This is a genomic window from Neobacillus bataviensis (genome assembly GCF_019969725.1).
On the sequence record NZ_JAHXYW010000001.1, the window covers coordinates 453929 to 466643 of the forward strand.

The window sequence follows — 12715 nt, forward strand, 5'->3', positions numbered from 1 at the left end:
GATAAGATGTACAAGCTGCTTAATATGGCCCTTATTTCCACTTTAGCGCTTTCGGGCTGCAGCCTATCAAAGGCAGACGCAAAGATGCATAAAGCAGAAAAACCGGTTAAACATTCAGAGATATCTAAAGAACCTAAGACTAAAGAACCCAAGTATAATCAGCCAGAAGTGAACAAAATGACAGTCTTCCAGCCAAAAGCTGGCATCTCAGTCAGCCCCTTCGCCTATGAATCTGCAAATGCTATGATATCCACAATAGATAGAACAGTAGAAGTATCAGAGATAAACTACCATATTTGGCGTACAGCCGACGGTCCCGCGAGTATGAAATCCTTTATTTCAAATCAAAAAGAAAATAATTTTTCGTTTTTATTTAATACGAAGGAATTTTCGGGAAAGCGCGGCGAGTACCAGGTAGAGGCATATGGTATTCTCCCAGATGGAACTGAAGAGCTGCTGGCAAAATCGTCCGTAACGTTTCAACAATATGTACCAATTCTGATGTATCACGCGATTGATGAATATAAAGGTGAAGGACTAAAAGAGTTATTCGTAACTCCAGCTAATTTCGAAGCTCAAATGCGCTATTTAAAGGATAACGGCTACACCCTTCTCACCTTTGAACGCTGGGATGAAATAAATAAGGTAAATAAACCGATACTCGTTACATTCGATGATGGCATGAAAAATAATTTAAATGCTTTTCATATCCTACAAGAATTGAAAGATGATAAGTTCCAGCCCGCTGCCACGGAATATGTCATCGCCGGCTATATCGACAGCGGGGATTATCGCTTATCCTCATTAGATATAAAGGAAATGGTGAATTCGGGAATATTCTCTATTCAATCCCATACGATGTCCCATGCGGATCTTCCGAAAATTATAGATTATGAGGAAGAGCTTAACGCTTCAAAGGAAAAAATTGAACAAATCACGGGCAAACCTGTAATTGCCATCGCTTATCCCTATGGTCATTTTAATGATCAAGTTGTAGCTGAAACAAAGAAATACTATCAATTTGCCACTACCACAAAACCAGGACAATTTATTCAGAAGGGTGAACCTGATGAAATGTTGGTCATGCACCGCGTTCGCATCTCTTACTCTACAACTATTAACCAATTCGCTGCATTAGTTGCACCAAAATAGGAAGCTGGATAGCTTCCTATTTTATTTTTCAAAAATATTTAGTACTTACACATTAGATATTCTGCCAAAATAATAATTCGTTCTCCGGAGTATTTGGGGATGAGAAAAAAACGATTTGAAATTAAATCGACATGTTTTTCTTTCTTTTTCTTACCTTGCTTGTTTTGTAACCGTTTACAGTTGTTAAAACCTTTTTTTATAAACAACGCATGATGTCGAAAGTGATAATTTTGTCGAAATTTATCTAAATCTTTAATTTTCTGACATCTTATATTACCAACTCAGTCATGTTATAATCTATGTAAATATTATTTTAATATTATAAATTTTTAAAATTGGTTAAATTGACAGGAAGGAAGGTCCATAAAAAAGACATGGTAACTAATGAGAACGCTGCAATTCCGCAGCCTAAAACGTACGGCCCGCTTGGTAACCTCCCACAACTTGATTTACATAAACCAACACAATCGATCATGAAACTAAGCTATGAATACGGTCCAATTTTTAAACTAAAATTTCCAACAGGGACTGGTATATTTATTTCTTCTGCTGAATTAGTTGAAGATGCATCCGATGAGTCGCGTTTTGATAAACTTGTCAATGCACCGTTGCAAAAAGTACGATCCTTTTCCGGTGATGGTCTTTTTACGAGCTGGACTAAGGAGGAAAATTGGAAGAAGGCTCATAATATTCTCCTCCCAAGCTTTAGTCAAAGTGCCATGAAAGGATACCATTCGATGATGGTGGATATTGCCATCCAGCTTATCCAGAAATGGGCTAGGTTAAATTCTGACGAGAGTATCGATGTATCGGAAGACATGACCCGTCTCACGTTAGATACGATTGGATTATGCGGATTCAATTATCGTTTTAACAGCTTTTACCGTGAAAAACCACACCGTTTTATTAAGAGTATGAGCCGTGCTCTTGATGAAGCAATGAATCAAAGCAATCGCCTTGGCATACATGATAAATTAATGGTAAAGAAAAAGCAGCAGTTTAAGCGTGATATTCAATACATGTTTTCTTTAGTGGATCAAATCATTGAAGAACGTAAATCGAGTGAAGACCATGACGCGGAAGACCTTCTATCACGAATGCTTAACAGTGCGGATCCAATTACAGGTGAAAAGCTAAGTGACGAAAATATCCGCTATCAAATTATTACATTTTTAATTGCCGGACATGAAACAACAAGTGGATTACTTTCCTTTACCTTGTATTTTCTAATGAAACATCCTGAAATCTTGGCAAAGGCATACCATGAGGTAGACAGAGTACTAACTGGTACTGTTCCAACGTATCAGCAAGTTCGCAGTTTGAAATACATTCGCATGATTTTAAATGAATCCTTAAGACTATGGCCTACAGCACCGCTCTTCTCTCTTTATGCAAAAGAAGACACGATGCTGGCTGGAAAATATCCCCTAAAGAAACGGGATGTTGTCAATGTATTTAACCTGAAACTTCATCGTGATCCATCAGCATGGGGCGATGATGTTGAGGAATTCAGACCAGAAAGATTTGAGGATCCAAAAACCGTCCCTCACCATGCCTATAAACCATTCGGTAACGGCCAACGAGCATGTATTGGACAACAATTTGCAATGCATGAAGCTACATTATTAATAGGAATGATTTTAAAGCACTTCCAGCTGGTAGACCATACCAATTATCAATTGTCCGTTAAAGAAACCTTGACTCTTAAGCCGGACGGATTAACGATGCAGGTTCGTCCGCGTGAATCCCAAAGTGCGGCTGCCCTATTCCTAAATGAGACTGGTAGTGATATGACTAAACAAAAGATGGATTTAGCTCCGGTTAATCAATCCGTTATTGGTTCGCACAATACCCCTTTTCTTGTCCTTTATGGTTCAAATATGGGTACTGCAGAAGGGATTGCCAAGGATTTGGCGGTAACAGCTCGTTTCAAAGGTTTCCAAAGTGAAGCTGCTCCGCTCGATGGGTATGTCGACTCCCTGCCTAAAGAAGGGTTAGTAGTAATTGTTTCCTCTTCTTATAATGGCAACCCGCCAAAAAATGCCCGCAAATTTGTGAAGTGGCTTAAAGAAGATGAAACAAGCTTAAAAGGAGTTGGTTATGCTGTTTTTGGATGCGGTGACACCAATTGGGCAAGCACCTATCAAAGTATACCGACTTTTATAGATGAAAAGCTGGCTGAAAAAGGTGCCACTCGATTAGTACCAAAGGGACAAGGCGACGCTAGCAGCGATTTTGAAAAGCAGTTCGAGGATTGGCATGAACAATTTTGGCCAAATGTCATCGAGGCATTGGGTATAGATTTCAAGGAAGAGCCTGATCAGTCTATCAATGGATTAACAGTACAATTTTTAAATGGGGATTCCCAGCCTCAAGAAAAGGCTAATTTTGGCGAGAATGTCCATATTGAAGAACTTCCGCATAATACAGCAGGACTAGTGGAACGAGCTCTTCTTCGTTATGGTTTGGAAGGTAATGACCAATTGCTTTTAACAGGAATGGAACATAATGCAACACATCTTCCATTAGATTTTCCTGTTCGTGCCTGGGATTTGCTAAGCTTTAGTGTTGACCTCGAGGAGACTGTTACTCATGAACAACTTCAGGAACTTGCTTCCTTTACAGTATGTCCTCCACATAAAAGAGAAATAAATGCACTTCTTAATGAGGATTTGTTCAAAGATCAGGTCGTTGATAAAGGCATTTCAATGCTATCCTTATTAGAAAAATATCCGGCATGTGAGCTTCCTTTTGAAAGATTTATTGAGCTTTTATCGCCAATGAAACATACAAGTAAAACAAAATAAAAAAAGAGGCTGACCAAAAGTTGTATTGTCGACTTTTTGCGTCACCTCTTTTTTCTATTCAATAAGGACGGATTTATTGTATTTTTTTAAAAGCATGGCAAATGTTTGTCGTTCTTCATCCGTCCAATTTCTCGTTACCTCTCCTACTCTTTTCATCCTGATATGTTTTTCTTCTTTTAATTCCTTTAAACCTTGTTCTGTTATCTGAAGCGAATATGCCCTACCATCTGTTTCATCCGGAATCCGATACACTAAGCCTTTTTGTTCTAAAGAAGCAGCTTGTCTACTAACAGTAGAAATATCAAGTTGAAATTCACCGGCCAATGCTTTCACTCCAGCAGCACCTTTTGTAGCTATTTGATGAAGTAACAGATATGCAGAGCGGTCAAGATGGCCGACTTTTTTATGAGAAGTTGCAGATGTAATTCTGCGAATGAGGACTGCCAATTCTATTTCTAAGATTTCCAAGGAATCATCATACATTTTCTAACTCCCCCACCTAATTTTTTCTATGAATAATGATAACATATTCCGATGAGCAAATGTAATGCAGGACAATTATGCATTATTAATTTACGCTATTGACACTTCGAATAATAGTTGTATAATACAAATATATACTTTCATTATACAACTATTTTATTAAAAAGAAACATTTATAGGGGGGAAAATCATGAAAGCAAAAGATATTATGGTTAGCCAAGTATATAAGGTAAAGGAAACTGATACAGTCAGATCTGTTATCGATAAATTTATTGAATATCAAATAAGCGGCCTTCCAATTGTTAACGATAGAAATGAAATAGTTGGATTTATAAGTGATGGAGATGTATTGCGATATATTGGAAAACATGATGATCACATCGTGGACAGTTTTTATTTTGCCTTTGTTATAAAAGGAGACCAGGAAGATTTTGAGGATAGAATAGAAAGGATCTTAAATTTAAATGTAATGGAAATTGCCAAAAAGAAGGTTTTCACAGTGTCCTGGGAAGAGGATATTGAGAATATTGCTGCTTTTTTAGGAAAGAAGCAAATTAAAAAGGTTCCTGTTGAGAAAAATGGGGTATTAGCAGGAATAATCAGCCGTGGAGATGTAATTAGAAATTCCTTTAAAGCATTAGTTTAATGTCAAAGGGAGACTTTTTTAAAAGGGGAGAATTTTGAATGCCGTCAACAACACAATCTATTTCGTCAGGTTCAGCAAAGGTAAAAGCCGAATCTAGTTTACTAAAACAACCAAAGGCTGTCTGGGCCGTTTTTTTCGCTTGTATCATTGCTTTTATGGGTCTTGGACTTGTTGACCCAATCCTTCCGGCAATTGCCGAGAAGCTGCATGCATCACAAAGCCAAGTAACCCTGCTATTTACAAGCTATAATGCCGTTATGGCTGTGGCGATGTTGATCACTGGCATGATTTCGTCAAGACTCGGAATTAAATGGACTCTTATGGCGGGGATTGTTATCATCGCTGTTTTCTCTGCATTGGGTGGCTCTTCCAATGGTATTTGGGCACTTGTTGGTCTTCGTGGAGGATGGGGTTTAGGTAATGCCTTGTTTGTGGCAACTGCTTTAGCAGCTATTGTATCGCTCTCAAATAGCGGAACTGCAAAAGCGATTATCCTTTATGAGGCAGCTATCGGACTTGGAATCTCTGTTGGTCCCCTTCTAGGAGGCTGGTTAGGCGCCATGTCATGGAGAGGCCCATTCCTTGGTGTCGCATCCTTAATGGTCATTGCCTTCTTTGGTTTATTAATTTTAATGCCAAAAGCTGCATCACACAGTACTGTGAAAACTAAAACATCCTTGGCTGATCCGTTTAGAGCCTTGAAGCATTGTTCATTGCTTGTTTTCGGTATCGCTGCAGCCTTATATAATTTTGGATTTTTCACATTATTAGCCTTTGCACCATTCGTTATGGGCTTAGATGAACATGGATTAGGCTATGTTTTCTTAGGTTGGGGAATTTTATTAGCTGTTACTTCGGTTTTCATGGCACCAAAATTACAGTCTCGCTTTGGCACCATTAAATCTATGTGTGCAATGTTAACTTTGTTTGCCCTTGTTTTAGTTGCAATGGGTATTTGGACTTCAACTCAATGGGTAATTATCGCAGCGGTTATCGTGGCGGGGGCATTATTAGGCAATAATAATACCCTCATTACGACTGCTGTAATGAACGCGGCCCCTGTGGAGCGGTCAACTGCATCTGCGGCATACAGCTTTTTACGCTTTATCGGCGGTGCGATTGCTCCTTATACAGCTGGAAAACTAGCCGAGATTTATAACCCATCCGTACCATTTATTGTGGGAGCTGGATTTGTATTAGTTTCCGTGCTGTTTATCTGGTTTAATAGCAAGCATATTAAACATGTGGATGATATTGGGGCTGGGCATTAATATGATGATGGGATCTGCTATCTAGCAGGTCCTTTTTTTTATAGGTTCACAGTGACCGCCGGCATCTTTTTTTTACTGCTCACGGGCACTCTGACTCCTTCACAGTGAACACTTTCTTCTTTTTCTACCACACACGGTCACTCTGACTCTTTCACAGTGACCGCCGGCATTTTTTTTACTGCTCACGGGCACTCTGATTTCTTCACAGTGACCACCGGCATTTTTTTTACTGCTCATGGGCACTCTGATTCCTTCACAGTGACCACCGGCATCTTTTTTTACTGCTCATGGGCACTCTGACTCCTTCACAGTGACCGCCGGCATCTTTTTTTACTGCCCACGAACACTCTGATTCCTTCACAGTGACCACCGGCATTTTTTTTACTGCTCACGGGCACTCTGACTCTTTCACAGTGACCGCTTATTTCTTTTTCTACTGCTCAAGGTCACTCTGTCCCTTTCACAGTGACCGCCGGCATCTTTTTTTACTGCTCACGGGCACTCTGACTCTTTTATGCTAATGCAGCAAATATTTTTTCAATACAAAAGAACCAGTAAACATTACATGACTGTTTACTGGTTCTTTATCGATTTCTATTCAGTAAACCCAACCGACATTTCATCCGGATCGGAGCCTACGCGTTCATCCTTGTTTAGCCCATCAATTTTTTCCATATCCTCTAGAGATAATTCAAAATCAAAAATATTGGCATTTTCAATGATGCGCTGTTCTTTGATTGATTTTGGAATGGTAACCACTTTATTTTGTAAATCCCAGCGCAAAATCACCTGAGCTGCGGATTTTCCATACTTTGCAGCAATTTCAGTAATCACTGGATCATTTAATAACTGCCCTTGTTTAAGCGGCGACCATGCCTCAAGCTGAATACCTTCCTTTTGACAAAAAGCGAGTAACTCTTTCTGGGCAAGATGCGGATGATATTCGACCTGGTTAACCATTGGTTTAATTTCAGCATCCTTTAGTAAGTCCTCTAAATGATGCACTTTAAAATTACTTACACCAATTGCCCTGACACGACCGTCTTTATAAAGCTTTTCAAGCGCTTTCCACGTTTCTTTATACTTGGTTTTTCCTGGCCAATGAATGAGATAGAGGTCCAAATAGTCCAGCCCAAGTTTCTTTAAGCTTGTTTCGTATGCTTTTAGAGTGGATTCATACCCTTGATCAGAATTCCATACTTTAGAAGTAATAAACAATTCTTCTCTTGGTACACCTGCCTCTCTAATCCCTTGACCTACGCCTTCTTCGTTTTGATAAATGGCGGCTGTATCAATGCTTTTATAACCATTTGTAATTGCAGCCTTTACAGATTCAATTACTTCCGAACCTTCTTTAACTTTAAAAACACCGAGTCCGAACCATGGCATTTCAACGCCATTATGTAAGGTTGTTGTATCCTTTAAACTTGTTAGCATCGATATTCTCCTTCCTTAGGGAAAAATTTTTCCTACTTAAAATACTATAATAAATTGTGAAATTTATCCAAGAACTATGCTCAAAAAATAAAGCACCCAAAAGAGTGCTTGTCCGAAACCTTATTCTACTGCTCTTTGAATAACAATATCCTCTATTACACGGTGCTTACTTAATTGCCCAGTGTGAACAATTTGCTGACCACGATTTTGCCTTTTGAGCACCTTTTGATTTACTTCATTTAATAGCAGACCAGAAAATAATAAATACGGGACTACAATTACCCTTCCGGCCGCACCGGTGCTACTATTCTCTAAACCTTCATCCAGTCTCGGCTCAGCTGCTGCCAAAAAACAAACGGAAACACGCTCAACACCAAGACGCTGACGAATACCTAAGGAAATTTCTTTAAAGGCATCGTGAATAGTTGGATCACTGCTGCCTCTCCCGACAATCAGGATAGAATCGTTTGAAGATATATCTGATACAGTATCTCTAACAAGCTCAGCAATACCATCAAGGAGGATCCCCTGTACTCCGAAAGGATCCTTTACCTTTATCGGAATGTGTGGAAAATTCTCACGTAAGGCAAAAATAATATTAGGGATATCTTCTTTTATATGACCAGCAGCTAAAAGGAACAGCGGAACAACAGTTACTTCTGTTGCTCCCCTTTCCACACATCGCCGAAAGCCCTCTTCAATAAGTGGGTGAGTCAACTCAAGGAAACTGATTTCCTGAATCGGAACATTAATCCTTTCCATTACCCTTTGGATAAAAGATATGGCTTCCTCCGCCCCTTTTTTTGAACGAGTTCCATGGCCAATGTATAGAATCGCCTTCACCGTGACTGCTCCCTTCGCACGAAACCTTCTAAATTATGTTCTTCTCTCGCAGGTAATTTAATACCTGCTCCACTGCTTCTCCAACCGTAAGCAGATTAGAATGAATGGTGATTTCCGGTTTTTCAGGGGCTTCATAAGGAGAATCAATCCCTGTAAAATCTTTAATCTCACCACGGCGTGCTTTTGCATAAAGCTGCTTAGGATCGCGTTTTTCACATTCTTCGATTGGACAGCTAACAAAAACTTCAATGAATTCTCCCTCTTCAAATAAATCCCTTACTTGTTCCCGATCGGAGCGGAAAGGAGAAATAAAGGCGGTTGTGACGATTTTCCCGCTATCCACGAAAAGCTTCGCCACCTCCCCAATACGGCGAATGTTTTCTGTCCTGTCATGGTCTGAAAAGCCAAGGTCTTTGTTTAAACCGTGTCGAATATTGTCACCATCTAGAACATACTCGTTAATTCCCTGGCGGAACAATTCATTAGAGACAGCATTAGCGATTGTCGATTTGCCAGAACCAGAAAGACCAGTAAACCAAAGTGTACAGCTTCCGTGTCCATTTTGTGCATTGCGATCAGCTTTCGAGATAGTTGTATCATGCCATGTGATATTCGTTGATTTACTCATCTTAGTTCACCCTTAAACAGTTGTTTTTTCTCTCATGCCTTCAATTAGAACTTCGACCACTTCTTTTCTGCTGAAGGTGGACGGTGGAAGCTGTCCGGCACGAAGTAATTCTCTAACCTTTGTACCTGAAAGAATCACACGATCTTCCTTACCATGCGGGCAAGTTTTATCCGATGCCATACCATCACATTTTGTGCAGTAAAAGCTATGCTCAAAGAATAAAGGTTTAATTCCAAGTTCCTCTTCTGTAAAATTGCTAAAAATGTACTGCGCATCGTAGGTTCCATAATAGTTGCCTACTCCGGCATGGTCACGGCCGACAATAAAGTGGGTGCAGCCAAAATTCTTCCGGGCAATCGCATGGAAAACCGCTTCTCTAGGACCAGCATAGCGCATTGCGGCAGGGTAAACTCCAAGCTGAACACGTTCTTTTGGATAGTAGTTTTCTAGTAATACACGATAGCTTTTTAGGCGAACATCTGCTGGAACATCGTCAGACTTTGTTTCACCAACAAGCGGATTAACAAACAGTCCATCGACCGTCTCAAGAGCAGCTTTTTGAATATACTCATGTGCGCGGTGAATAGGATTACGAGTTTGGAAACCAACAACAGTCTTCCAGCCTTTTTCTTCAAATAACGCACGGGTTTCTTTTGGCTCAAACCAAACATCTCCGAAAACGCCTTTTTCCGGTTTTTTAACGAGCACTACATCACCTGCAACATAAACAGGGCCTCTTTCAAATAGACGCTTCACACCTGGATGAGCAAGTTCATTTGTCTTATAAACTTCAAGTGCTTCTTTCTCTAAGTCTGGCTCATACCATTCAGAAACCTTAATGACTCCATAAACTTCATCATTATATTTTAACTTAATTTCTTCCCCCGCAACCAACGTAGCCGCAAATTCATAGGAAACTGGAAGGGTAACAGGAATTGACCAAATTGTATTATCCGCCAAACGCATATTGCTTACAACTGACTCATAATCTTCTTTCCCAAGGAAACCTTTTAATGGACTAAAAAGCCCAATGCCAATCAATTCAAGGTCACTTAATGCAATCGCATCAATTATAAGTTCTTTTTCAACATTAGAGAAATCATAGTAAGGATCGAATGCTTCTACAAGCTTTCCTCCATGAGGTTTAGGTAAAAATGACATAATAATCAACCTTTCTTCACTAGTTTGAATTCATTTGTGATTGTTGTATTGGAAGCCGCACCAGACGGTGAAGACTTTCTCATTAAGGATAGAACTCCGAAAACGGAGATGAGTGCACCTAGCATTACAATGATTGGGTAAAAATTTTGGACAATTACTAATTGGATGATCGTATAGGAAAGCACCATTGATAATACGGGTGAAACAATCCAAACTTTCAATAACTGTACAACGATGTCCTTTTTCAAAACGGATTTCCCGTGCTTGGCAAAACCAATTCCTATAATCGAAGACGTAGTGATTTGCGTTAAAGGCACCGGTATTCCGAAAATGGAAGCAGCAGTGACAATGCTTGCTCCAGTACCTGAAATGACACAGCCTTCCTCTAACTTAAGCGTAGTAATTTTTTTGCCATTTGTTTCAATCACTTTGTGACCAAGAAGGAAAGCACCTAAGGCAACAGCCAGACCGCCCCAAAGAACTCCACTTCCTTTAGACATTAAACCCGCAGCCACTAATGGTCCAACAGCATTTGCCACATTGTTCATTCCTGCTGAAAAGGCTTCGAACAATCCCATGATGATAACCATAACTGCTAAAATGGGCCCAGCCTTTGACTTTTCAACAAAGGACTTTATTGGTTTTATTTTTAAAAAGCTTGCAGCAAGGATGGCAATCACAAAGGCTGCAAAGGGTGTAAACAGCCAAAACAGGGCAATCCATAAAAGCTTCCCTAAGTATACCGATTGATAGACAATGCCTGCGCCAACCACAGAACCTACTGTCACTTCACTGGTGGATAGCGGGATTCCAAATACATTTGCTAAAAATAAGGATAAGGCTGCTGCAGCTAACACAATTAAGGCAATCGCATTTGTAAAAGTACTGCTTGGAACAATACCGCTGCCAATTGTTTTGACAACTTCTCCACCACCAAGCCAGGCACCCAGGAAGACTACTATTCCACAAAGGAACAAGGCCACTTGTTTTTTAATTACTCCAGCACCATAGGAAATTCCCATTGAGGCGGCTGCCCCGCTGGCCCCAATATTTACGGCAAAGAATAATCCGATGGTAACAGCAATGATTGTAAGCGTTAGAACCCCCTCCTTACGATGAGTGCAAACCGCACTCAGTCTTGCTGCTTCCAGTCCAGCGCCCTTCACGTGAATCACCATTAGAGCTTACAGCCTGAGTACAAGGAAAACATCCTATACTTGGATAATTACGATCGTGCAGTTCGTTATAAGGAAGGTCTTTCTCGCGGATATAGGACCAGACTTCATCCCATGTCCAGTGAATCAATGGACAAATTTTAATATTTTCAAATTTGTCATCCTTGTTTAGAAATTGAGTATTTTGCCTTGTTGGAGACTGCTCGCGGCGAAGCCCCGAAATCCATGCTTCCTTCTGGGTCAGTGTTTCCCTTAACGGAATTACTTTTCGAATTTGACAGCATTGGTTTGGATCCCGTTTCCATAAAGCTGACCCATATTGGGCAGATTGTTCATCCAATGTAAGTGCCGGCTGTTTCTTTTCAATTTTCAATGTTGGGAAACGGGCTTGGATTTTATCAATGACATCATAGGTTTCCAGAAAATGCAGCCCTGTGTCTAAAAAGACGATATGGGCATCCGGATTTACCTGTTGAATCAAATCAATTAATACAATTGCTTCCGCACCAAAACTGGATGCATAAACAATTTTCTCCTCTGGGTAATTGTTATAGGCCCACTTTAGAACGCCAAGAGCACCCTTAGTTTCATCTTCTATAGAAAACGTATCGGAAATTTGATTCCAATTTTCATAAGTTACTGAACTCGTCATTTCTTATTAGCCTCCTCTCAGTCTATAAAAAAAGCAGTCTTCCATCAGAATTTTGGTGAAGACCGCCTCTAGTTTATCTAGTCAGCGCGTTTTATTTGATTGAAGACGAACCTTTTCATTTTTCTCAATTTGTATTACCTTTCCATCTTGAACCACTAGGGTGATGGATCCGAATTTTAATGTGCCAAGCATTTGCTCAAGGTGTGAAGCAATTTCTTGCCATTCTGATGGTTTCAGATAATTCGCCCCCCTTTTCACAAAAACGCCTTTCCCATTAAGGAAAGGCGTCTTCACTTATGTAAAACACCTTATCTCCCAAAATGAGCACATTTTGCTGGAATTGGCACCTTTCTTCGTAGGTTGCCGGGCTTCAACGGGCCAGTCCCTCAGCCGCTCTAGATAAGCGATATTTAGTTGATGACATTAATCCTACTATACCAATAGGGATTCGTCAATATAA

Annotated in this window: 12 protein-coding genes and 1 riboswitch; of the genes, 4 read left to right on the forward strand and 8 right to left on the reverse strand. The window is 40.0% G+C overall.

Translation table 11 applies throughout. The annotated features are described in order from the left end of the window. Positions 1-6: 6 nt before the first annotated feature. Together LC455_RS02295 and LC455_RS02300 are read left to right on the forward strand one after the other, a co-directional pair. Entirely contained in the window at positions 7-1152 is a 1146-nt protein-coding gene (locus tag LC455_RS02295; protein ID WP_223587937.1) for a polysaccharide deacetylase family protein, read from the forward strand. Positions 1153-1526: 374 nt separating this feature from the next. Then, complete coding sequence (locus LC455_RS02300; protein WP_440446371.1) at positions 1527-3959, forward strand: cytochrome P450; 2433 nt, start codon at positions 1527-1529, stop codon at positions 3957-3959. Positions 3960-4013: 54 nt separating this feature from the next. On the opposite strand, the gene LC455_RS02305 is transcribed toward LC455_RS02300, so the two are convergent. Beyond that, positions 4014-4442: a MarR family winged helix-turn-helix transcriptional regulator gene (locus LC455_RS02305; RefSeq protein WP_223587938.1), complete on the reverse strand. Its 429-nt coding sequence runs from the start codon at positions 4440-4442 to the stop codon at positions 4014-4016. A 190-nt stretch (positions 4443-4632) separates the two neighbouring features. Here LC455_RS02305 and LC455_RS02310 point away from each other — a divergent pair, with 190 nt between their 5' ends. Next, a complete protein-coding gene (locus LC455_RS02310; protein WP_223587939.1) occupies positions 4633-5088 on the forward strand; it encodes a CBS domain-containing protein in 456 nt (151 codons plus the stop codon). Positions 5089-5126: 38 nt separating this feature from the next. Then, positions 5127-6359, forward strand: coding sequence for an MFS transporter (locus LC455_RS02315; protein ID WP_223587940.1), 1233 nt, complete (start codon positions 5127-5129; stop codon positions 6357-6359). Positions 6360-6953: 594 nt separating this feature from the next. Here LC455_RS02315 and LC455_RS02320 read toward each other — a convergent pair. From LC455_RS02320 to LC455_RS02350, 7 genes are all read right to left on the reverse strand, one after another. Beyond that, a complete protein-coding gene (locus tag LC455_RS02320; RefSeq protein ID WP_223587941.1) occupies positions 6954-7796 on the reverse strand; it encodes an aldo/keto reductase in 843 nt (280 codons plus the stop codon). 120 nt (positions 7797-7916) lie between these two features. Further along, entirely contained in the window at positions 7917-8639 is a 723-nt protein-coding gene (locus LC455_RS02325) for a sirohydrochlorin chelatase (protein WP_223587942.1), read from the reverse strand. Positions 8640-8667: 28 nt separating this feature from the next. Then, a complete protein-coding gene (gene cysC, locus LC455_RS02330; protein WP_223587943.1) occupies positions 8668-9267 on the reverse strand; it encodes an adenylyl-sulfate kinase in 600 nt (199 codons plus the stop codon). A 12-nt stretch (positions 9268-9279) separates the two neighbouring features. Next, complete coding sequence (gene sat, locus LC455_RS02335) at positions 9280-10428, reverse strand: sulfate adenylyltransferase (RefSeq protein ID WP_223587944.1); 1149 nt, start codon at positions 10426-10428, stop codon at positions 9280-9282. 5 nt (positions 10429-10433) lie between these two features. Further along, entirely contained in the window at positions 10434-11606 is a 1173-nt protein-coding gene (locus LC455_RS02340) for an inorganic phosphate transporter (protein WP_223587945.1), read from the reverse strand. Beyond that, entirely contained in the window at positions 11539-12255 is a 717-nt protein-coding gene (locus tag LC455_RS02345) for a phosphoadenylyl-sulfate reductase (RefSeq protein ID WP_223587946.1), read from the reverse strand. The genes LC455_RS02340 and LC455_RS02345 overlap by 68 nt, the downstream gene beginning before the upstream one ends. 81 nt (positions 12256-12336) lie before the next feature. Further along, positions 12337-12447 carry a YezD family protein gene (locus tag LC455_RS02350; RefSeq protein ID WP_223588674.1) on the reverse strand — a complete coding sequence of 37 codons (111 nt, stop codon included), beginning with the start codon at positions 12445-12447 and terminating at the stop codon, positions 12337-12339. Positions 12448-12560: 113 nt separating this feature from the next. Further along, positions 12561-12661: riboswitch (SAM riboswitch) on the reverse strand. Positions 12662-12715 lie beyond the last annotated feature (54 nt).

What these genes read in the sequence shown, in the direction of transcription:
- cysC (WP_223587943.1), bottom strand. Translation starts at nt 9,267, where the DNA reads ATGAGTAAATCAACGAATATCACATGGCATGATACAACTATCTCGAAA.
- LC455_RS02305 (WP_223587938.1), bottom strand. Translation starts at nt 4,442, where the DNA reads ATGTATGATGATTCCTTGGAAATCTTAGAAATAGAATTGGCAGTCCTC.
- LC455_RS02340 (WP_223587945.1), bottom strand. Translation starts at nt 11,606, where the DNA reads ATGGTGATTCACGTGAAGGGCGCTGGACTGGAAGCAGCAAGACTGAGT.
- LC455_RS02300 (WP_440446371.1), top strand. Translation starts at nt 1,527, where the DNA reads ATGGTAACTAATGAGAACGCTGCAATTCCGCAGCCTAAAACGTACGGC.
- LC455_RS02295 (WP_223587937.1), top strand. Translation starts at nt 7, where the DNA reads ATGTACAAGCTGCTTAATATGGCCCTTATTTCCACTTTAGCGCTTTCG.
- LC455_RS02320 (WP_223587941.1), bottom strand. Translation starts at nt 7,796, where the DNA reads ATGCTAACAAGTTTAAAGGATACAACAACCTTACATAATGGCGTTGAA.
- LC455_RS02315 (WP_223587940.1), top strand. Translation starts at nt 5,127, where the DNA reads ATGCCGTCAACAACACAATCTATTTCGTCAGGTTCAGCAAAGGTAAAA.
- LC455_RS02345 (WP_223587946.1), bottom strand. Translation starts at nt 12,255, where the DNA reads ATGACGAGTTCAGTAACTTATGAAAATTGGAATCAAATTTCCGATACG.
- LC455_RS02310 (WP_223587939.1), top strand. Translation starts at nt 4,633, where the DNA reads ATGAAAGCAAAAGATATTATGGTTAGCCAAGTATATAAGGTAAAGGAA.
- sat (WP_223587944.1), bottom strand. Translation starts at nt 10,428, where the DNA reads ATGTCATTTTTACCTAAACCTCATGGAGGAAAGCTTGTAGAAGCATTC.
- LC455_RS02350 (WP_223588674.1), bottom strand. Translation starts at nt 12,447, where the DNA reads ATGCTTGGCACATTAAAATTCGGATCCATCACCCTAGTGGTTCAAGAT.